The sequence below is a fragment of the Agrobacterium sp. 22-3639C2 genome (assembly GCF_053522105.1).
Genome location: NZ_JBNWDB010000008.1, coordinates 171307 through 191904 on the forward strand (window position 1 = coordinate 171307; position 20598 = coordinate 191904).

At 54.6% G+C, this 20598-nt stretch carries 17 protein-coding genes and 3 pseudogenes; 4 read left to right on the plus strand and 16 right to left on the minus strand.

Annotation, left to right across the window (positions count from 1 at the left end):
* Window positions 1–502 precede the first annotated feature (502 nt).
* The 3 genes from tzs to ACQZ6D_RS26965 all read left to right on the plus strand — a co-directional run bounded on the left by tzs (window position 503) and on the right by ACQZ6D_RS26965 (window position 3089).
* Window positions 503–1234, plus strand: coding sequence for a (dimethylallyl)adenosine tRNA methylthiotransferase (tzs, locus tag ACQZ6D_RS26955; RefSeq protein WP_010974913.1), 732 nt, complete (start codon window positions 503–505; stop codon window positions 1232–1234).
* 439 nt (window positions 1235–1673) lie between these two features.
* The gene (locus tag ACQZ6D_RS26960; protein ID WP_045023278.1) at window positions 1674–1916 is read left to right on the plus strand and encodes a hypothetical protein; all 243 of its coding nucleotides are present in this window, start codon (window positions 1674–1676) and stop codon (window positions 1914–1916) included.
* Window positions 1917–2378: 462 nt separating this feature from the next.
* Window positions 2379–3089 carry a hypothetical protein gene (locus ACQZ6D_RS26965; RefSeq protein WP_045023280.1) on the plus strand — a complete coding sequence of 237 codons (711 nt, stop codon included), beginning with the start codon at window positions 2379–2381 and terminating at the stop codon, window positions 3087–3089.
* A gap of 1165 nt (window positions 3090–4254) precedes the next feature.
* On the opposite strand, the pseudogene ACQZ6D_RS26970 reads toward ACQZ6D_RS26965, so the two are convergent.
* A pseudogene (locus ACQZ6D_RS26970) lies at window positions 4255–4431 on the minus strand (transposase); the annotation flags it as partial.
* 454 nt (window positions 4432–4885) lie between these two features.
* Here ACQZ6D_RS26970 and ACQZ6D_RS26975 point away from each other — a divergent pair.
* A pseudogene (locus tag ACQZ6D_RS26975) lies at window positions 4886–5637 on the plus strand (type II toxin-antitoxin system HipA family toxin); the annotation flags it as partial.
* A 97-nt stretch (window positions 5638–5734) separates the two neighbouring features.
* Here ACQZ6D_RS26975 and ACQZ6D_RS26980 read toward each other — a convergent pair.
* The 15 genes and pseudogenes from ACQZ6D_RS26980 to ACQZ6D_RS27050 form a co-directional block, all read right to left on the minus strand.
* Complete coding sequence (locus ACQZ6D_RS26980) at window positions 5735–6169, minus strand: VirK family protein (protein ID WP_010891509.1); 435 nt, start codon at window positions 6167–6169, stop codon at window positions 5735–5737.
* 900 nt (window positions 6170–7069) lie between these two features.
* Window positions 7070–8008 (minus strand): hypothetical protein, encoded by a 939-nt coding sequence (locus tag ACQZ6D_RS26985; RefSeq protein WP_010891511.1) that lies wholly within the window; start codon window positions 8006–8008, stop codon window positions 7070–7072.
* Window positions 8009–8718: 710 nt separating this feature from the next.
* Window positions 8719–9827, minus strand: a pseudogene (locus tag ACQZ6D_RS26990) (IS110 family RNA-guided transposase).
* Window positions 9828–10102: 275 nt separating this feature from the next.
* On the minus strand, window positions 10103–11278 hold the full coding sequence (locus tag ACQZ6D_RS26995; RefSeq protein ID WP_010974909.1) for a cytochrome P450: 1176 nt from the start codon (window positions 11276–11278) through the stop codon (window positions 10103–10105).
* A gap of 76 nt (window positions 11279–11354) precedes the next feature.
* The gene (locus tag ACQZ6D_RS27000) at window positions 11355–12614 is read right to left on the minus strand and encodes a cytochrome P450 (protein WP_010974908.1); all 1260 of its coding nucleotides are present in this window, start codon (window positions 12612–12614) and stop codon (window positions 11355–11357) included.
* 2 nt (window positions 12615–12616) lie between these two features.
* Window positions 12617–12961 carry a hypothetical protein gene (locus ACQZ6D_RS27005; RefSeq protein WP_045231714.1) on the minus strand — a complete coding sequence of 115 codons (345 nt, stop codon included), beginning with the start codon at window positions 12959–12961 and terminating at the stop codon, window positions 12617–12619.
* Between the two features lie 639 nt (window positions 12962–13600).
* The gene (locus ACQZ6D_RS27010) at window positions 13601–13696 is read right to left on the minus strand and encodes an AAA family ATPase (protein WP_198927928.1); all 96 of its coding nucleotides are present in this window, start codon (window positions 13694–13696) and stop codon (window positions 13601–13603) included.
* Between the two features lie 34 nt (window positions 13697–13730).
* On the minus strand, window positions 13731–14714 hold the full coding sequence (locus ACQZ6D_RS27015; RefSeq protein ID WP_045023288.1) for an aldose 1-epimerase family protein: 984 nt from the start codon (window positions 14712–14714) through the stop codon (window positions 13731–13733).
* A 20-nt stretch (window positions 14715–14734) separates the two neighbouring features.
* Entirely contained in the window at window positions 14735–15091 is a 357-nt protein-coding gene (locus tag ACQZ6D_RS27020) for an NUDIX hydrolase (protein ID WP_233278960.1), read from the minus strand.
* A 101-nt stretch (window positions 15092–15192) separates the two neighbouring features.
* Window positions 15193–16011 carry an inositol monophosphatase family protein gene (locus ACQZ6D_RS27025; RefSeq protein WP_010974906.1) on the minus strand — a complete coding sequence of 273 codons (819 nt, stop codon included), beginning with the start codon at window positions 16009–16011 and terminating at the stop codon, window positions 15193–15195.
* Entirely contained in the window at window positions 16004–16804 is an 801-nt protein-coding gene (locus tag ACQZ6D_RS27030) for a glycerophosphodiester phosphodiesterase family protein (RefSeq protein ID WP_045023290.1), read from the minus strand. Before ACQZ6D_RS27030 ends, ACQZ6D_RS27025 begins: the two co-directional genes overlap by 8 nt.
* Before the next feature lie 15 nt (window positions 16805–16819).
* Window positions 16820–17680 (minus strand): ABC transporter permease, encoded by an 861-nt coding sequence (locus ACQZ6D_RS27035; RefSeq protein WP_010891520.1) that lies wholly within the window; start codon window positions 17678–17680, stop codon window positions 16820–16822.
* On the minus strand, window positions 17673–18599 hold the full coding sequence (locus ACQZ6D_RS27040) for an ABC transporter permease (protein ID WP_045231716.1): 927 nt from the start codon (window positions 18597–18599) through the stop codon (window positions 17673–17675). The genes ACQZ6D_RS27035 and ACQZ6D_RS27040 overlap by 8 nt, the downstream gene beginning before the upstream one ends.
* On the minus strand, window positions 18596–19615 hold the full coding sequence (locus tag ACQZ6D_RS27045) for an oligopeptide/dipeptide ABC transporter ATP-binding protein (RefSeq protein ID WP_010974903.1): 1020 nt from the start codon (window positions 19613–19615) through the stop codon (window positions 18596–18598). The genes ACQZ6D_RS27040 and ACQZ6D_RS27045 overlap by 4 nt, the downstream gene beginning before the upstream one ends.
* Entirely contained in the window at window positions 19612–20550 is a 939-nt protein-coding gene (locus ACQZ6D_RS27050; protein ID WP_045023296.1) for an ABC transporter ATP-binding protein, read from the minus strand. Before ACQZ6D_RS27050 ends, ACQZ6D_RS27045 begins: the two co-directional genes overlap by 4 nt.
* Between the last annotated feature and the right edge of the window lie 48 nt (window positions 20551–20598).

Below are 20598 nucleotides of genomic sequence, written 5' to 3' on the forward strand. Positions count from 1 at the left end.
GGATATTAGGTCTGTGTTCGTACCACCTTAGAGGCTGTCGGCTTCGAAACGAAGCCAGGACGTCAGCGCATATGAGACCCAACCGGCTTTTTCGTGTGCATATCCGTTAAATATTCTTCAGCGGCATTTTTCGTTTCAGTGACCAAGCAAAGCTGCAACACGAACTGTCAGGTGCTGACGGAGCATACCGCGCGGCCGATGTGGCTTCCCTACTCAAATCGCCTATCCGCTTTTCGACGTTGCGTTAACGGGGTCCGCTGCATTCACCATAAGCAGGTGTCGGGGCCAAACTCCTCAATTGTTCAGGAGGACAACGGGATGGAAACTCTCATGGCCGAATGAGCCGGCAACGTCAAAAATGTACGATTACAAATGTAGCGCGATATTAGTTCAGCAGATTGCGTAAAGCTGGTAAAAATCATGCAGTAAAACATCATAATCCGAATTGAAAAATCTGGTTTGGAACAGATGGGATATCCCATTAAATTTATATGAGGCGCACATGTTACTCCATCTCATCTACGGACCGACTTGCAGCGGCAAAACGGACATGGCGATCCAAATCGCACAAGAAACCGGGTGGCCGGTGGTTGCCCTTGATCGTGTGCAATGCTGTCCTCAAATCGCGACAGGTAGCGGAAGACCTTTGGAATCGGAATTGCAATCAACGCGGAGAATATATTTGGATTCCCGCCCCCTCACCGAGGGCATCCTTGACGCTGAGAGTGCCCATCGTCGACTCATATTCGAAGTGGATTGGCGGAAGTCCGAAGAGGGTCTTATTCTCGAGGGCGGGTCGATTTCGCTTCTCAATTGCATGGCTAAAAGTCCGTTTTGGAGATCGGGTTTTCAATGGCATGTCAAGCGGCTACGTCTTGGGGATTCGGACGCCTTTCTCACCCGAGCCAAGCAACGCGTTGCGGAAATGTTTGCCATCCGGGAAGATCGCCCCTCGTTGTTGGAGGAGTTGGCGGAACTCTGGAACTACCCTGCCGCTCGACCGATTTTGGAAGATATCGACGGATATCGCTGCGCAATTCGTTTTGCGCGCAAACACGATCTCGCAATCAGCCAGTTGCCAAATATTGATGCAGGGCGGCACGTAGAGCTCATAGAGGCCATAGCTAATGAATATCTTGAACATGCGCTCTCGCAGGAGCGCGATTTTCCTCAGTGGCCAGAAGATGGCGCAGGACAGCCTGTTTGCCCGGTCACGCTGACGCGAATTCGGTGATTCGCCGCTTCATCATTTGACCTGCGCGTTGGATGGCCATCGGCGGCGCAGCATCGGTCGGCGTCACCTCCAAGCGCGACATGCGGCGCGCCAAAGCTATTCGCACATCTTATTTGAATAAGTGATTTCTTTCGAAGCACCTCGGCCGGCGCTCGGTCCTCGAGGGATTTGGCCGCTTCCGAGTTCCAGCAGTTGCAGATTTCGATTAGCCGGCGTCGGTCAGGCTTCAAAGTCGACTTCCATCAAAGTCATTTTGGTTACACGTCGACATTGCATCTCAGCAAGACGAGTGGCTGTGCCGACTGATATCGACCGATTGCCATTACGTACAGCAGGCTTATTCGGTTACATTTGAAACCAATCTTTGGTCTCCTGTAATCATTATACTGCTGATGGACTGCACATATCGTCGGTAAGCTTACATAAGGAGTACGATGACATGGGGCACCAAAAGAAATCAGATAAGCGCCTGGGCTACTCGCATCTGCGATTGGCAACTATCGACGGCGTATCCCTGCCTGATCTACAACTATCGCCCGACCGGCAGCAGCGCCCGACTTCGACGAAGAGGTCCTTTTTCGAGCAACTGCTCTTGGATTTTGCGTTCGGTTGCGAACTATTTTATCCGATCCAGCTATACGAGCATCTTGCAACGCGCGAGGGGGAAGACCAAGAGCGCTGACTCGCAAGTGAGAATAACGATTCGATAGATTTGGGAGAAATCCAACCAGCCGCCGCGCTCCTGGTTTGAAACCCAAGTCCATTGGATTTCCAAGTGCCATGATGAAAATTGTCGCCACGCTGGACGAAAACCAACGTGGTATCTCACTCGTCAACACCTGCAAATTCCAACTATAGGTCGGCGAGTGGACGGAGGATATCATGGACAACATCGATGTGACGCAAGCAAAGAACGGCTCGGGCACCTAGGCTTCAACAGGTGCGAACCTGCGCGGCAGGAACATCAAAAGATGGTAAGAAAGTCAATCGGGAACCTGACCGGTATACGGTGCGCCCAAGGCGCAGGCCAGATCTTGCTGCCGGTATCATATATGCTGACAACGCGCGCTCGCCTCCCAAAATCAACGCAATTTGACCGCAGGGTTCGCCCATCAAATTTGCTCCACAAAGGATTTCATTCTCCGTGTCATTATGCCCTTCGAAATGCTTTCGAATCGCCGCACTTGCAGCGGCCTCCATCGTGCTGGGCACCCAGATCGCAATTGCGCAAGAACCGTCTATAGGGTCTCAGTGGTTGAACACGCCGGCATCTCAAGTGGAAGCGCTTGCGGTTCTCCAGACCTTGAATGCCAATCTCCTGAGTAACGCCAGTGCTACGTTGACCCTTGACCGCTGGTGCGCCGGGCACAAGCTCGCACCGGAAGGTTCCAAGATCCTAGCTCAGCGTGTGCGCGGGCAAGCCAAGCCGGCCGATGATCATATCCGTGAACTACTGACCGTCGGACCCGACGAGCCGATCGCTTATCGCCGCGTTCGCCTAGTCTGCGGCGACCGCGTCTTGTCCGAGGCCGACAATTGGTATGTGCCGGCAAGATTAACGGCCGAGATGAATCAGGCATTGAATACCAGCGATATCGCGTTTGGCAGAGCCGTTCTGGCTCTCAATTTCACACGCACCAATCTATCTGCCAAGTTACTCTGGTCTCCTCTATCAGAAGGCTGGGACATGGACGGCTTGATTGCGTCTGGAAGGGGATCTCCTACCCTGCCGCCATTCCTGCTCGAACATCGTGCTGTGCTGAAACTTCCTGACGGCACGCCGTTTAGTACCTTGGTAGAAAGTTACACAAGCAAAGTATTAGACTTTCCGGTTCCACGCTCGCTTGCTCAGTAGTGTTTTGCGACGGCTACCGGATTCACTGCTCGAAAGAGAACGGATCGATACGAGTCATCCAGATCGCTTTTCAAGCTCAGGAGCTCGCTATAAAGGCGTGCTGCACAGGATCGGTTCGTCGTAACCGTGTTGAACAGCTGGCTGAAAACATCTTTGAGCGGGGCTGGCCATTCTGCCGCGCTCGCCCCTCGCATCATTCATGAACGGGCTGTCTTGGACGGCTGGCACTCATGTTCCCACGATACGTCAATAGGTCCCCAGTCGGATTGCAGAAACTGTTCGCGCCGCTATCGGCCAGCGGCTCCATCTCCTTACAAGAAACGCGAACGCAATTAGCAACGAAGAGGAACCCTATTTTTACAATGGCAGGTTGGTGCATCTGATATTGTTTGATCTAAAGCTAGATGAGGTCGGTTGTGCGTCGCGGACCGGTGCCTTCGCTGAAAGCAGCAAGGTGTGGAACTGGTGCTGCGTGATCTTAGAGCAATAGCGTTACCCGGCATGCAGCGGACGACGCGCTGCGCCTTAACTGCTTGTTTTTCTTCCCGTCCTAGAAATGCGGAGGCAACACGGATAGTTGTGGTTATCGGGAAAAACGATCAGGTTCAAAAACCTTTATGGAATGGGCGATTAATCGGGCCGAGGAGATTGTGTCGGCCAGGGACTGGATTTGCTGCGCTCGACATCCGAAGGTCATCGATGGAGCACCGATTATTGTACCATGCGCCTGACTATTGCGATTATTGAAGCGCTGATCGAAGCTCGCAATTTTGAGCAGGCGCCGTTCGAAAACGTTCAAAAGAACTGATGGCCAGCCGCCAAGCGCAGCTTGTGCTCTATTTAGCCAAACTAATTGAGGGTCGGGGGATCTATTGAATATTAGCCCTGTCACCAAAGGTTAAGTTGGTGACAGGGCGTATCGCTGACACGGGGTGGCGATAGTGTCAACGACCAGGGCAAAATGCCAATACCCCAAAAGAAGTCCGATGAACATCCGCTCTGATCGCAAGATTCATGCGAAATATGCGACCTGCTATCCAAGAAACCTTGGCGTCCGGATCATGAGTACAACCTTGGCGACATTTTTTGCGCATTTAAACCGGACGTTCGGTGCTCAAGCGCTTAGCTTCCTCGGTCCGAAGCGCATTGGGCCGGTCAGTACTCACTTGCCTATCCATTTCCAAAGGAGGTTGGCATTGACCCCATGTTCGAGCGCAAGTCTCGATACCGATGCCCCCGGCTCAAGGCAGGCTGCGACAAGCCGCTCCTTCGATACCGGATCAAAACGACGTCGCCCGTTCCGGCCTATAAGCCTCACACGCAGTTTCTGATCATCTTCCATGATTTGGCGTCCACCTCATTTTAGGTGGACACCAAATGCCTCAGCTCATTCAACGGAAAAAGGTGCGGGGTATTGCGCGCTTACCCTAAACCGCACCCGCACTTGGCGACTTGCGAGCTGAAAAATTCGTGAGATTATCTGCCGTTTCCAATGGATTGCCGAATGGCAAGTGCGTCGCGAATTCGGCGAGCAATTCAGGCGGAAAATGAGTTTTTCGTTCGGCATTGCATCCAACGCCGAGAGAGCCTTGTGGGATGCCAGTCTGCTGCTTTTCTCCCTTCGTAGATCAGCCTCCAATATGGCTCCGGCTCTACCACTTGGGCCTGGTCGGCCGAACCGCTTTCACGATACATTTGAGATTGCACCCTCGTCGAGGCAGGGATTCGTTGAAGGATGCGGAAAGAAACCTCATGAATTGAGCTTTCATTGCTATCACCCGCAATTATGCCGCTAAGATGAAGGCCTGCAGCTCATCTTTGCCCCAGGCTCCTCCCTTGGCGATGCCTGCCCGAAGGCCTCGGTCATCGACCAACATGGTCGACTCTCAATCGCGAAATTCCCGAAGGAGACCAACGACTACAGCATGGAGAGCTGGGAAGAGATCGCGCTGCGGCTGGCCGGCCAGGCAGGTATCGCCACTCCTCGGCACGAGTTGATCGACCTCGCCGGCAAGGCCGTCATGTTGTCGCGACGCTTCGATCGCGAAGGGGCGATCCGCACCCCGTTCCTGTCGACGATGGCGACGATGGGCGGCGAGCGCGGCAGCTCTCCGGAGATCGTCGATGCCCTTGCTAAACACGGCGCCCAAGGTAAGACGGACGCCCATGTCCTCTATCGGCGTGTCGTCTTCCATGTGCTGATTTCCAATGTCGACGATCACCTGCGCAATCACGGTTTCCTGTGACTGGGAAAGGCGGACTGGTCGCTCTCGCCGGCATACGACCTCAAACCCGTTCCGACCGATCTGAAGGCTCGGGAGCTGACGGCGAACATCCATCTCGACGAGGGCACCTGCTCGCTCGATCTGCTGGAAGCCGCGTCGGAGTTTTTCGCGCTCTCACGCTGCCGCAGGCCCGCGCGATAATCAAAGAGGTCGCGACCATGACCGCAACCTGGCGCGATACCGCCAAGGCGATCGGCGCCCGCTCAGCCAAGATCAATCGCATGGCCAGCGCCTTTATTTTAAAACGAGCGCTTGCGCTATGACGAGTACCTTTTTCATAACTCGAACCACCACCTGCAAATTGCCTCGCCGGGCAGATTAAGCCAACTCTGATTGGCGTCACACAGGAGTCAGAGATCACTATGGAGCGAAGAAACTCAACCCGTGACTGATCGCGCACTTGTAGGCCAAGCTGGTACCTTTTCTCTCGTAGCTTGGCATGTTGAATACGACCATAGTCAGTTCGGCGTCACCGTCCAACCGGATTTGGTAGCGAAGAAACTGAAGAATAGGCTTACCGTCACGATCAATCGTAAAGTGCTGATCCGCAAAAGCGAGGGTGCCGTCAGAAGTGATTCTATACCCATCTATGCGAATGCCTCCGCGCGTCTTCGTCGGCGGTGTATCGTCGGTCCCCGGAGTACACAAACTTAAATCGACCATAACGTCCACTGGCTTGCCGGTAGTCAGTGCAAGCGCAATCTCGGGAAAGGTTGCTAGTACATGACTATCATTGGCAGCGTTTGCAGCCGTAGCCAAAAGTATCCCAAACAGGGTCGGTAGCATAAGTTTCATAGGTGATCCTATTTAGATTGACTAAAAGAAGGTAAGCCATTCCGATACTATGGAATTGCTGTTACGTTGAGCTTTGAGATGAGGAGTCAGTCGCCTAGCAAGCCCTGCCTTGCAGTCGCCCCGTCTGCTTGATGAGAAGCAATCTCTCAGCGCGGACGATGATTCCACTAGGATGGCGTTTTCGGCATCTCCATGTTTCTGTTTGGTATGAAGTGTTGAGGGCGGCGGATTCCCCTGAAGCTCCGAGCGCCATGAGGTGATCCACGCGCTCATTCGCACGCGCTCCGGTGCTTCGAGACATTGCAGTTCACGGACAGCAAAACGCAACCCCGGAGGCGGGCCGCGCCGTTGCACTATCGCCACTTTGAGAATTTTCAGGCCCCGTATTCGCCTGTTTATTTCCGCGCATGGACAAGGCTCCGAAACCGTCCTCTTTTCCAAAGGCTGCACTCAGGGAAGATCGGCTCAATTGATATCCCTTTGCATTTTTTAGTTCAGTGCAGTCGACGTTGCATCACCGTGTTGCACCAGATCGCAACCAGAGGGGTGGGGCCGGATAGGTAATGCTTTCTAACCTAGGCGTTTTAGGCCGCAGCGTGAAACCGGAAAAACCGCTGCGTCTACCATCCCTATCACGTCCGGTTGACACGGCCCCTACAGACGAACGTAGGGTCGGACGTTTTCAGAAGGATTTCAGAAACGCCGGCGAAAGCTTCATTTGAAACAAATGGGGCCGTACATTCGAGACCTGATGTCCCTTCAGAATTTGTGAGGGAAGTGATACGGGATCAAACAGCATTCGCGTCATGGGGCGGTTCAACTAAAGACGTCCCCAAAAGTCCCGTCAGCGGCAAGACGATGCGATGTGTCAACTTACAACAGCGCGGTGGATCCAGGAAATTATCGCGATAGTCCAGAGCGACTTCTGTCACGTGAAGAAGCGTCTAGCTCGGCTCGCGTACGGTTGTAGACCTCATTGATATTTTTCTCAAAGCTTTCGTTCGTCGTTAGGAGTCCCACTGCATTTGGACCGCCTCTTGCTAACGACGCACTATATCTCTCAATTGTCTCAATTACTGTGTCTACAGCTCTGACCTCAGGCCCCGCCGCGTCCCTATATCGTCTAGGATTTGCGTCCATGGTTTTTTGAACCTCGAAATCGGCTATGGCTCGGCCAAACAGGGGAGACAGTCGCGGACGGCTGCTCCTCTCTTGTTGTATGCGAGCCAGTTGATCCGCATTTAGGTACTTTTCGCCTTGGACCAGCACGTCGACCGCAGGGCATTTCTGGCCCATATTCCAGGTCAAAGGGGGTTCTAGCCGCAAAATTTCGATAGAGCGTTCGATAAGTCGCGTCTTGTTTGCTTCACCAAGATCATTCAAGTGTTTTATGACACTAAGAATTGCGTCGCACTGAGCAGATTCAGGCAAATTGAGTATATTGGTGACAAATCTCGATTTTCCCGCTTCAGACTGGAACTTAAGAATTGGGCCAACGGCTCGCGTTCTGGCCGTCGGAGAGGGTCGGTTCGTCTCCCACTCAGGTAATTGATTTCCGGGAATGACCGTATCGAACACGGTTTTGGCGGAGGCGCCAATTCGTTTCATTCGCGCGTGATATTTTCCGACGGGATCACTTGTAACGGCTTCACGACCTGCACGCCCTGTACGTTCCAGGCTTCCAAGATTTCGTGCCGTTTCTACCGGGTCCTGGGTAGGAATATAAGTTGCCACCTTAGCCAAAAGCTCGGGAGGCATATCCCTATTTGTCGATGTAGAATGGACTTCCGTACGGGACGCTTCGGATTCATCACTTAAGCTTCGTTGGCTGGGCTCCATCGTGCATGCTCCTTCTTTCTCTCAATCGGTCGGAACCTACTGTGATAAAGAGAGAGCCTCAATTTTTATTGTATTACTTTTGCAATTAACAACCTGTGATTCAATTGACCTGGTGAAAATGCACGATGTTGAAGTAGTCATTTTCCGAAACCAAAGCTGGAGTAGTGTCTTAGCGCCGTAGATGGTCACCCTCACGTTTAAGCGCCAAGCGATTCCGATTGCCACAGGCGGAATGATATAAGAAAATAGCTTATGGTCGATCTTATAGAGTAATATTAATCAGACTATAGCATGATTTTTCTCCTAACGCACATGCTGCAGGCTGACTGATTATAAAGAGAATCTTTACATTTCGATTCTCGAATAAGATACCGAACCACGTCGAAACGGTCGCATTCCTGGGGGCAGAACAAGATTAGTGCGAAATCGTACGCTCTCATAAGCGATTTAGGTTTTCCGGGCGCATTTAAACTACCCCGTTTTCGCGAGGTCAGTCAATTGATGCAGCCTGTGCACGGTGCTGGAGATGGCGATCCGAACCGATGGTTATCATACTCTCATCCGCGGATTTTCACCGCCTGACCATATTCGATGCGGGCTTGCCTCTCTCTAAGGACGGATATCTATCCCAACGTAAGTCGAGGGTTCCCTGTTCTTTGGCCGTCATCTCCAGCATGCTGCACAGGCAGAAAGGTGCGGTACGTCTCGGGCTATGCTGGGATCGGCACGTGCCGGGCAATATCCCAGATAAAGCCAGCAAGTTCGCGCGCAATAGCGGTCAGAACACGAGGTTGTGGTTTCCCGGTTTTTGAAAGGTCCCGGTACCGCTTGCACAATCGCGTCTGCGCTTTCCAGCCAATATCTTTAATCTCTTGAGGCTGATGCTGACTGCGCTTCAAAAAAGGATGTCTTTCTCGAGGTGGGTGTCGATACGACAACTAGCTTCAACCATCATGGTTCGGGCCAGGGCATTACCTGTCTTTGTAATGCGCCCCCGTCTGACTGTCCTGCCGCTGGAATGCTCACTTGGCACCAGCCCCAACCAGGCCATGAGCTGGCGTGGATTGTCGAAGCGGTTGATGTCGCCGATCTCTGCGGCCAGTGTCGCAGCGATGATCGTGTTGACGCCGCGCAATGATCGCAGGGCATCGACCAGTGCATCAAAACGCCAATCCTTTACAGCATCTTTAATGGCCTGATCCAACGTGGCGATGCGCTCTTCGATCTGGCGGATGGTTCGCTTCAGTTCCTCAAAAGCCAGTTGCTGATGTGGAAAGCGGAATTTGCGCAGCTCATTGACCCAGCGCCAATGGATTTTGGTCCAGTAAGTAGGTCGATTGTAGCGAAGGCCATGCCGCAGCAGAAAGCTCTGGAGCTGCTGTTTTGCAATCTTCAGCGCATCCAGGGACTGTTTGCGGGTTCGGATCAGATCCCGCATAGCTTCCTGTTCTTCATCCGGTGTCCAGACCGGGGTCAATTCGCCTGCTCGCCACAGCCGCGCCAGCATTTCCGCATCGCGTCGATCGGTTTTGATCCGGTCGCCTGCACGACGAGGGATCATGGCCGGAGAGACGACAGCACAATCAAATCCAAGCTTCGTGAGCAAGCGATGCAGACCGTATCCGCATGGGCCTGCTTCATAGCAGAAGATGGGTTGGGTGTTTGCGGCAACAAGCCGCTTGGTGAGACCTAGAACACTATCTGCAGTATTTTCAATCACACCGTGAAATCGGATCTCTCGATTCCGACCGTCGTCAGCAATGGCGACAGCTATCGTGTCAGCATGAACGTCGAGGCCTACATAAACTATTTTCTCCATGGCTTTTCCCTTCGAAACCAATATTGGCTCAGCAAGGAAAACCTAGCGGCTTTACCGCCAAAAATCGCTCATCTGGTCTAACCGAATTCGTGCATATTTCCCGTAGTTTGCGGCCTGTGCTGAATAAGAAGTTTTAGGGTGAAATGCTATTTAAGACTCAGTTTTGGGAACGGATATCCATCTCGATCATCACTTTCCCGGCCAAACGTACGATTTCGCACTAATCTTGTTCTGATCCCTTTCTACGGCTTAATGCCAAGCGACAGTGGTTACGATTATATAAGCGTAACCGGTAGACTAATCGGTCCGCGGAAGCCGAAGCCGCGCCATTGCACCGCGTCCGGGTTAGTCAGCGTCATGTTCGGAAAACGTTCAAACAGCGTAGGCAACATGATCGCCCCGACGGTTTGACGCGAGATTTGCGCACCGGCACAGTGATGCGGCCCCGAGCCGAAGGACTGGTGCGCATTATTCTGGCGGAAGACATTGAAGCGCTCTCCGTCGTCAAAGACATCTTCATCACGATTGGCAGAGGCTTGGATGGTCATCACGGTATCGCCCTTCGGGACAAGAAAACCGCGAATTTCCGTGTCCTCCAGGACGAGGCGCGAACTCGCCTGGATCGGAGCAACCCAGCGCACGCCCTCCTCGAAGACTTGCCCCCAGCACTGCTGCCTCTTAACCTCCTCGAACTGCTCCGGATTGGTCAGCAATCCATAGATGATCGTGCCAAGAGCGTCGCGAGGCTCGTTGATGCCTCCGCCGACGGCGATTTTGATGTTGGCGTAAATCTGGCTCATGGGTATGGGATCAGACGCGGTCACCATGATCGCGAAAGCCGAGGGGTTCGGTTCCGCCCGGTGCTTTTCGACCAAGTTGTCGAAGAGCCGGTTCATCTCCGCATTGGCTTCGTTTGCCCGCTCGAAAGGCTCAGGCCGCCATCCGAAGTTGCCCGCCCCTTCAATTAGCCGCTGCGACCAACGTATCATTTCTGCGTCGGATGCTTCGCTAATTCCAAGGATATGAGCCAGGATACGGGCAGCCACCGGGCCGCAGATCTCCGCGAACAGATCTACTGTGCTGCCGCGGGATAGGCGATCAAGATACTCGTTTACAATGTCCCGATAGATCGCCGCCCAATGCTCCGCGGTCGTTTTGGGAGCAAAGGCCTTAGCCATGGCCATTCTTTCGCGGGCGTGTTCCGCGCCGTCCTTGCGCATTAGAGTATGGGCCTGGAAGGCCGGCTTCATTGGCGTGTTGGGGTCATCCGAACTGAAGCGCCTGGGCTGATCCTTCACCATCTTCGTATCGGAGGCCTTGGTCAGAAACGTTCGCATCACTGAGGCGACCCGCACCACCGGGGTCTGCGCGCGCATTCGGCGATAAATCGGATAGGGATCAAGTGTAAGGTCGTCGATTGTGGTTACGCGATCCACTGGTGCCAATTGCATTGGGAGTTCTCCCGGTTCATTTAATCCTGGCTGTGATACTCAACGTCATCTCCGTCAACCGAACGGAACGGTGACCTCACCGATCGACGCCCAGATTGACTGTCATCCCCGTGGCGCGCCGTGCACCCCCGTGACCTATCATCCGTGGCCAGTCGCCTGTCACCCTAAGGCTCGGCGCGCGGCGCAGAAGTGTTCTAAGTCCTTCTTGCAATTCAATCCGCGCCAGAGCTTCGCCGAGGCACCGATGCACACCCGCGCCAAATCCGAGGTGCCTGCGCATTTGTTTGCGTTTTATGTCAAAAAGCTGAGGATGCTCGTAGTGTCTCTCGTCCCGCAGGCCGGACATGATGCTTAGGGCTAGGAAACTTCCCTTTGGCAATACGTACCCATCCAGATCAATATCTTCGAGCGCCAACCGCGGGAAAGACCCAACTGATGGCTCGAAGCGAAGCCCTTCCTCCACTGCGGCCGCGACGCCGGATTGATCGTGGCATAGAGAGGACCAGACAACAGGATTTTGCAGCAAAAGAGTCGGCAGCATCACCATCGCGTTACGAGTTGCATCGCTTCCGGCGAGTATGAGAAACACCAATTGCATGATCTCCTCGATGGGTGAAAGCGTTCCTTCTTCCCGCACCGCTTTCAAGTAGCAAGAGAGGAAGTCATCGCTTATACGTCGGCTGCGATCCGCTACCACTGCCCGGACATAATCCTGGAGCTCGACGGCAGAAGCCTCAATCTCCGGAAAATCGTCTTCTCCCCACGAAGGACTTAAGCAGCGCGAAACGTTGTAAACAAGTCGTGTGAAGAAAGGTGCATCCCCAAATGGCAAACCAAGTACACTGGCAATCGTTAGCGCAGGCAATTTCGACGCGTACATTTCAGCAAAGTCAAAATCGTCAACTCTCGGTACATCGTCCCACAAATGCTCCGTTAACTTCGTGATCTCCGGGCGTAGCGCGTCGATCATCCGGAATGCAAAGGTCTTCGCAAAGGCTGAGCGCCGTTTCACATGGACCTCGCCGTTTGAAAAGAGCATGCTGTAGCGGATTAAGTCGAAAACGGCGCCGCGGGTTACGCCTCGATTTAACATGAGTTCTGTTTCTATTTGCCTCGTACGAGGATCGGTGCCCAGCAGAAAGATATCATCCGCGCGGAGAACCAAAAAGACGCCGTCCTCCCTCCGAAGGAACGGGCGCTTAGGTCGCCATTCAGCAAAAATTTCATGGCCTTCAGAATCAAGCCTGCTTACAGGAACAGCATCAGGATCGAGCTCTTTTGGCTGCGTGGCGTTTTGAAACTGCTGGTCGGTCCCAGAAATGCTGCTCGTGATCATTTTTACATACTTTCATCGAAGTCGATACCAGAATCGACGTAAACCGTATGGGAATTCAAAGCCTTAGCTTCAATAATAAGCCTTCGGTTTAACGTAGCAACAAAAGATATGTCGACAAATTTGAATCTCGTTTCATCTGTAATATGGTCGAAATTATATTTCCGGCTTTGGTGCTTGAGGCGCTCGTCGCACAGGCCGCAGGCTACCGTCGACCAACTTTGTCCGTCGCGGAATTGGTGGAAAGCTGTAGGGATTGCGCCTAAGTTTGCCGCAAAGGCATTGTCCATTTTAAGCACAAAAGTTAGATGTGCGAATTCCACTCTGAACCCGGCCGCCATTCCAATCATTGACCGGCCACCATTCCTATCAATAACCGGTCAGTTTCCGGCACTCAAGTTCCCCTGGGTCAGCAACATTGGCATGTGTCCCCTCGATATCCACGAGGGGAATTTAATGCCTGCAAAAAGAAAGCTGACCATGCGACACATACGACAAATGCTGCGGCTTGCGGGTAGCGGAACGAGTAGCCGCGAGATCGCTGTAATGCTTGGCATTGCTCGCAGCACCGTGCAGGACAACTTGAAGCGGGCTGCGATGGCAGGGCTGAGTTGGGCCCTCGCCAGCGGCCTGACAGACGATGTTCTCGAGGCCAAGCTCTTCGTTCACCCCGGCGTCAAGCGGGGCCAGCGACTGCGCCAAGAGCCCGACTGGGGACCGCTTTCAATCGAGCTGAAGAAGCCAGGCGTGACGCTGCTGATTCTTTGGGAGGAATACCGCAGCGCCCATCCGGATGGGTATGGATATAGCCGTTTTTGCCAGCTGTTCCGCGGCTTTGAGAAGCGCCTGTCACCGACGATGCGCCAGGAACACATCGCCGGCGACAAAGTCTTCGTTGATTATTCCGGCAAGAAGGTGCCGATTGTCGATCGCAAGACCGGTGAGATCCGCGAGGCGGAACTGTTCCTCGGCGTGCTCGGCGCGTCGAGCTACTGTACGAGAGGAAGATCGGTGATCTTGGCGAGTTGCTTCGCAAGCGTGGATTTTCCAGCACCTGGGCAACCGACGATCAAGACGCGTTTCATTTCCTGTCCCCCGTTTGAGGCCCTACCAGCTCCTTTAGTTGGAACAACAGCAATCGGTCAGTTCAACTTGCAACGAGTTCTTGCAGCTTTCGCCAGGCAGAAGCAAAGGTCTGTCCTGTGCCAGGTCGGTGCGGGGTTCGACGCCGAGCGCAAACACTCCAGACTGATAAGCTCTCCAGATAGCAAGCTTGTTCAGTTGGTCGCGAGTGAACGTCAGGCCGACGGATATGTCGAGTTCACGGTTGCTGACAACGATCGGATCCGCTTCCGGAATCTCTAGGCTATCGACCGAGTCGACGTATTCGCCGTAATCGTCACTTGGCCGAGGTGGATCCACGACCAATTTTGCCGCAAGGAGCTCAGGAAGACCCGTGATCTCGAGGTTCTGATCCAGAAACGGATAGCCGTAGTTCAGGTGATAGATTATTGCATGTCCAGACGGGCGAAACCCCCGGTTTGTCACTGTGTCGTCAATCCGCAGCACCTGACCAAAGACTGGTAAAGTGATCCTCCGTCTCAGCTCCAGGTTTTCGCCGAAGACACTTGCCTGCCTGACGATCCCCTCACAGAAGATCTCACCGGATTCTGGGTCGACGTCATATCCGACCAATCTTGCTTTTTCGGTCGAGATTCTGCCATGCTGAGGCATGCTTTTCGTCTTCAGGTGCGGATGATTATAGTGGGCCATATCAACTTCCAGAGGACGGCTGATGTGGTCGAGCCCGCATGTCACAAGGAAGCCATCGAAGTTGCGCATGAAAGCCCAGCCGCCTTCGGAGCCTGGATCAACCATTGGAAAACGCATCTGAATCGGCGAGTTCCAACCAATATTGGTCCCCCTAAACGAAAGGCTGGAAATATCGAAGCCGCGATCCAACGCCACTTCGAACGCAATTCCTGTTGCATTTCGAGCGATCAACAGCCGTTGGCCACGCGCCGGACCGTCCTCGAGGGTCGCCAGCCGGATATCTGCTATGGCTCTTAGGTCGGGTGTTTTCTTGAGAAGTTCGATGTCCATGTCGTCCTCAATTGTGTGGGTCACTGCTGTCGCAGCTTTAAAAGCAGTTGTTTGAGCTCCGGCTCGATAACCAATCCAGAAGCTTCCTCCGGAGAAAACCACCTGATCTGGCGTTGTCCTTTCTCGGGGAAATCATCCTTCAGGGTCGATACGGTCAGCAGGTGAACCTGAACCAGACAAGGGATGAATTCGTCATGTGATACCTTCTTGTCATAGCGGTAGTGACCATACGGGTTTTTGCAGACTCTTCCCCGCACGCCGGCTTCTTCCCAAGCTTCCTCCCGTGCGACTCGATGAAGCTTTTTCCTGCCCTCCGACCAGCCCTTGGGGATTACCCAGCGGCCAGTTTCGCGGCTGGTGATCAGAAGCGCTTCCATCTCGCTGTTAACAAGGCTTGTCGAGCGTACGCAAATCGCGCCGCATTGGTCCGCGTCGACCAGTGGCGATCTGTGACCGTTATTGTCAGAGGCGCGCCGCATTATGCGGCCAGCGCCACTTTATCGAGCAACGGCTTCACCTTCTCCAGGAAGTCGTGGCTGCCACAAGCAAACCGGAGTTTGGCCGACAAGTCGGTCCTGTCCCAGTCGATCGTATCCGCAACACCCAGATTGCTCAAAATAGGCAACGCTGCCATAACGTCCCACGTCGAGTCTCCCAATGAAACGTAGCCATCTGTCTCGCCCATGGCCACCTCGACCATCGAGAGTGTCGCAGCGCCGCAGAAACGGAAGCTGATATTGAGATCATCCGAGATATAACGGATGACTTCGAGCCTGTCCGCTGTCGAAGCCGAAGGATGGTAGCTGAACCCGGTCGATGCACGCGACATATCGAGCGGCGGAAGTGGCTTGACCGCCATGCCGTTGAGCTTCGTCTCCACCGTTTTCCCTCCAACAAACATCAGGTTTCGGACTGGAGCGAAGATAACCCCGAATGTAGGACGCTTGTTTTCATAGAGACCGATGGAAATTGCCCAGTTCTGACCGCCGCGGACGAAATTGAATGTCCCATCAATCGGATCGATCACCCAGATACGACCTGAACGCCCTTTGATTTCGCCCCCTTCTTCTCCAAATATGCCGTCTGCGGGAAACGCCTCCCGCAACTGCGCGATAAGAAATGTTTCGACCTCCTTGTCCGCCTTCGTCACAAGATCGAGATGTCCCTTGGTCTCGACCGACAGGCTCGATAGGGAGCGGAAATGAGCGAGGGCAAGGTCGCCTGCCTTGCGCGCGATCTCTTCCACAATCGAAGCTGTTTCTCCTGCGTGAGATGTCGATGTGTCCCGATCAGCCATTTGCACGGTCCTTGAGCCTGGCGACCTGTGCGACGTCGTCTCCGAGCAACTGATCCAACTGACCTTCACGAACCCACTGAACGACCTGCGTTTCCACGTCCACGCCGTACTGCGCGAGTTTTTCATGGTACCCCGTCGGTAGGTAGCAAAAAGCGGCAAATCCCTCGTTGTGGAGTTGGCGGGCTTCACCGCTGGCGAAATGGTAGATCTCGATGTTCATGGCATCGAGATTGGCCTGACGGGCAAGGGCGGCTGGATCGATGAGGCGCGAATGCATCAGGCCAACGGTCGGTACCTCGGGAATTGCTTCCTTGACGGCCTTCAGCTGAACGTAGTCGAAGGAAGAGAACTGGAGGAGATCCGCACAGCCCAATTCATCGATGAGCGTCCTCAACTTTGGGAAGAAGACGTCGTTCGCGTCGTAGATCTTCAGTTCAAGCTGATAGATAATGCCAAGCTCACGGGCGAGCTGAAGCGCGTCCTTAAGTAGCGGCACACGCTCTCCGACAAACTCCGAACTGAACCAACTCCCTGCGTCGAGTTTCGACAACTCCGAATAGGTCATGTCGTGAACGATGCCGTGACCGTCTGTTGTGCGGTCGACGGTCTTGTCGTGAATCAGCACAAGTTCTCCATCGCGGGTAATTCCGAGATCGGTTTCGCATGTGACGTTACGTCCGCCGAATTCAAACGCCTTCCGAAACGCCGCGAGCGTGTTTTCGGGGGCGCCGGCGCTGTGGCCGCGATGGCCGCCCAGGCGGATCGTCTCCGGTGTCATTCTGAGAGGGTTCATTTTCATTCCTTTCGTTTATCGCAGGCGCGCGTCGAAGCGATCGCGCAAGTAGTCGCCGAGCAGGCTGATGGACAGGGTGGTGAGAACAATAACAACGCCGGGCAACGCGATGAGCCACCAGGCAATCGCGATATAGTTTCTGCCGTCTGCGACCATCAGCCCAAGGCTCGTTTCCGGCGGTTGGATCCCAAGCCCAAGGAAGCTCAATCCGCTTTCGAGCAGGATGATATCCGGGAAATTCAGGGTGATTTGAACGATGAGCGGTCCAGCAATGTTTGGAAGGACGTGGCGCACATAGATCCGAAGCGATGGCACGCCGACGATGCGCGCCGCCTCCGCATATCCCTCCTGGTTCGCACTCAAGACGAGGCCACGCGTCAGCCGCGCATAACGCTCGAATGATGCGACACCAACGAGCATAAGAAGTATCAGCGGGCTTGACCCGAGAAACGCCAGGACACCAAGCGCGAAGATTATAAAGGGCACGGAAGCCTTCGCGTCTGCGAAGCCCATAATGAGATTGTCGACCCAGCCACCGAAATGTGCCGCAAGAAATCCGAGGGTCGTACCGATGAACGCGCAGATGAGAGAACCGACAAGAGCGATCATCAAAGACGTCTGGGTAGCGACCAGAATGTTGCTGAGCACGTCACGACCGAGATAATCAGTTCCCAGCAAATGTCCCGGCGCACCCGGCGGCGCAAATCGCGCCAGAGGTGACTGCTGCAGATAGTCGAACGGTGCCAACCATTGCGCCGTGATGCCCACGAAGACGACAACCGCAATCCAGATCAGGCATAGCCAGATACTGATCGGAATGCGGCGGGCAGATTTCAGGAATTGCCGCTTTGGTAATGAGAGTGTCGTATTAGCCATTTTTTTGAAGCCTGATTTTCGGGTTCAGCACCGCATAGAGAACATCGACGATCAAGTTGATCGTGACCATGAACGCCGTGAAGAGAAGGATCATTGCCTGAACGACATTGAGATCGCTGAGCGTGATTGCTCGAACAAAACCGCTACCAAGCCCGGGCCAGGCGAATACGGTCTCTACGATAGCCGACCCCCCCAGCAAGCCAGCTGCAACGAAACCCAGCATGGTCACCATCGGGATCGCCGCGTTCGGGAGCGCGTGGCGGATAACCACTTCCCACTTGGGAATACCATCGGCGCGAGCCGCTGCGATATAGGGCTGTTCCAGAACTTCGATCAGCGCGGAACGTGCGAAGCGCGCAATCGCAGCCGCATTGACAAGACCGAATGTCGCAACGGGCAGGATCGCATGCTGCCAGGTGGAACTTCCCGAGCTCGGCAGCACACGAAACCAGACGGCAAACACGAAGATGAGCGTCAGTCCGAGCAAGAAATTTGGTACGCTATAGCCGAGAACAGCGCCTGCCATGACGGATTTGTCGGCGGCACTGTCGCGGCGGACTGCTGCAATGATTCCCGCGGGGATACCGACGAGTACGCTTAGCACGAACGCTGAAATCGTCAGCGTCAATGTCTTGGGTATACGTTCGGCGATGACGGTGAATACCTCACGACCGTCGGCTGCCGATACCCCGAAGTCGCCTCTGAGCGCGCTGGCGAGATAGATCAGGAACTGTTCAGGAATGGATCTGTCCAGGCCCCATGCTGTTCGGAATGCTGCCAGCGCCTCTGGCGTCGCGTTCTCGCCCAACATGGCCCGAGCTGGATCTCCACCCAACCTGAGAATGATGAAGACAAACGTCACGGTCAGCATCATGACAATGATCGCTCGAACGAGGCGTGCAAGGATGAAACTAATCATCGCGCCACCTCCATCATCTGCGCCGGATCAGTCTGCGCGACTATAGATCTCGGAAACTCTTCCGCTCTATGACACGCTGCCAGTTGCCCGCCCGCAGGCCGAAGCAGCGGCGTTTCTTTCGCACATCTTTCGATTGCAAAAGGACAGCGTGACCGGAAGGCACAGCCAGTCATTACCTTGCCAGCGTCGAGTTCCCCCTTGATCGGTGGTTCAATATTGCGGACCGTCGGGTCCATAGTGGGGACGGAGGCAAGCAATGCGCGGGTATAGGGATGGCGTGGCCACGCATACACAGATTTGATATCGCCGGTTTCGACGACGCGGCCAAGATACATCACGACAATACGATCAACGAGATGGCGAACGATGCGCAGGTCGTGGGTGATGAACACATACGCCAGATCAAGCTCCTGCCAGAGCTGCCGAAGCAACGCAACGACCTGGGCTTGCACAGAGACGTCGAGCGCAGATACCGCCTCATCGAATACGACCAATTTGGGGTCGAGGATCAAAGCTCGGGCAATAACAACTCTTTGTCGCTGCCCTCCCGACATCTGATGTGGATAGCGGTTCATCATCGCGCTCGAGAGGCCGACCCGGTCCAGCATGGTTGCCGCCCGATCACGCGCGCCCGCGCGGTTGGCAACCCGGTGAACCCAGACGGCTTCAGCGATTTGCTCGCCGATCGTCATTTGTGGATTAAGGGCGGACAGCGGGTTTTGCTGGACCAGGGAGGTCTCCTTTCGGAACGTCGACCAGTCTCGCGCGCTACGATCTGTGTGCGCGAGTCCTTCGAACAAGACCTCTCCCTCGGTGGTGGAGGTCAAGCCGAGCAGAAGTCTACCGAGTGTCGATTTCCCGCTCCCAGATTCACCGACCACACCTACCCGCTCACGCGGCGCAAGTTCGAGATCAATTGAATTAACCGCCACATGTACCGATGGCTTTACGAAAAGCCCGGATTTCAGGCGAAAGACCTTGGTGACCCCGCGGGCCTGAAGAAGAGGCGCACTCATGGGCTCACCGGATGGTAACACGCCGCGTCATGGAACGCGCCGACGTTGACAGGCCCGGGAAAGCTCACGGAACATTGTTCGCTCGCGCGGGGACAGCGTGGGTGATAATAACATCCGGCAGGCAGGTTATCGAGAAGAGGAACAGAACCCGGGATTGGTACTGGCGGCTCCAGGTCGTCCGCATCGATCGTTGGCATGCAGCCGATCAGGGCGCGAGCGTAAGGATGCGCTGCACGCTCCAACAATTCCGCAACCGGCGCCGTTTCGACGATCTTTCCGCAATACATGACCGCCGCACGATCCGCGAGGCGGGCGATCACGCCGAGATCGTGCGACACGATCAAAAGCGCCATGCCTGTTTCAGATCTGAGTTCCTCCAGAAGATGAAGGATCTGCGCCTGCGTCGTGACATCGAGCGCTGTCGTGGGCTCGTCGGCGATCATCAGCTTGGGCTTCGCAGCGAGCGCGTGGGCAATCATGACGCGCTGGTTCATACCGCCCGAGAACTCATGAGGATAGGATCGCAGCCGACTTTTGGCGCGGTCGATACCGACACGTTCGAGAAGACGCATGGCCTCGAGCCGTGCATCGTTGCCCTCCAGACCCTGATGGCGATAAAGGCTGCTCTCGAGATAATAACCGATCGAATGAACCGGATTGAGGCTGCTGGTCGGGTCCTGATAGATCATGGCAATAGCCGGCTTGCCATCAGCCTTTGGTCCACTGTTCAGCTCAATAGTTCCGCCCGTCTGCGAAATCCCTCGCGGCAATGCCTTGGCTATTGCGTAACATGTCATGCTCTTTCCGCAGCCCGACTCCCCGACGAGTCCAAGCGTCTGCCCTGCATCCAGTGAAAAACTGACACCGTTGATGATTGTGATATCGCGCGCCGGCACCTGAACGACCAGGTCGCGAACTGTTAGTAGATTTGACAACTTAGGCTCCTCCAGGGCGACGCGCACACCTCGCGCGCGCCGCCTTCT

Excerpts from the sequence above, each read along its gene's own strand:
- tzs (WP_010974913.1), top strand. The coding sequence starts at position 503 with ATGTTACTCCATCTCATCTACGGACCGACTTGCAGCGGCAAAACGGAC.
- ACQZ6D_RS26960 (WP_045023278.1), top strand. The coding sequence starts at position 1,674 with ATGGGGCACCAAAAGAAATCAGATAAGCGCCTGGGCTACTCGCATCTG.
- ACQZ6D_RS26980 (WP_010891509.1), bottom strand. The coding sequence starts at position 6,169 with ATGAAACTTATGCTACCGACCCTGTTTGGGATACTTTTGGCTACGGCT.
- ACQZ6D_RS26985 (WP_010891511.1), bottom strand. The coding sequence starts at position 8,008 with ATGGAGCCCAGCCAACGAAGCTTAAGTGATGAATCCGAAGCGTCCCGT.
- ACQZ6D_RS26995 (WP_010974909.1), bottom strand. The coding sequence starts at position 11,278 with ATGCAATTGGCACCAGTGGATCGCGTAACCACAATCGACGACCTTACA.
- ACQZ6D_RS27000 (WP_010974908.1), bottom strand. The coding sequence starts at position 12,614 with ATGATCACGAGCAGCATTTCTGGGACCGACCAGCAGTTTCAAAACGCC.
- ACQZ6D_RS27005 (WP_045231714.1), bottom strand. The coding sequence starts at position 12,961 with ATGATTGGAATGGCGGCCGGGTTCAGAGTGGAATTCGCACATCTAACT.
- ACQZ6D_RS27010 (WP_198927928.1), bottom strand. The coding sequence starts at position 13,696 with ATGAAACGCGTCTTGATCGTCGGTTGCCCAGGTGCTGGAAAATCCACG.
- ACQZ6D_RS27015 (WP_045023288.1), bottom strand. The coding sequence starts at position 14,714 with ATGGACATCGAACTTCTCAAGAAAACACCCGACCTAAGAGCCATAGCA.
- ACQZ6D_RS27020 (WP_233278960.1), bottom strand. The coding sequence starts at position 15,091 with ATGGAAGCGCTTCTGATCACCAGCCGCGAAACTGGCCGCTGGGTAATC.
- ACQZ6D_RS27025 (WP_010974906.1), bottom strand. The coding sequence starts at position 16,011 with ATGGCTGATCGGGACACATCGACATCTCACGCAGGAGAAACAGCTTCG.
- ACQZ6D_RS27030 (WP_045023290.1), bottom strand. The coding sequence starts at position 16,804 with ATGAACCCTCTCAGAATGACACCGGAGACGATCCGCCTGGGCGGCCAT.
- ACQZ6D_RS27035 (WP_010891520.1), bottom strand. The coding sequence starts at position 17,680 with ATGGCTAATACGACACTCTCATTACCAAAGCGGCAATTCCTGAAATCT.
- ACQZ6D_RS27040 (WP_045231716.1), bottom strand. The coding sequence starts at position 18,599 with ATGATTAGTTTCATCCTTGCACGCCTCGTTCGAGCGATCATTGTCATG.
- ACQZ6D_RS27045 (WP_010974903.1), bottom strand. The coding sequence starts at position 19,615 with ATGAGTGCGCCTCTTCTTCAGGCCCGCGGGGTCACCAAGGTCTTTCGC.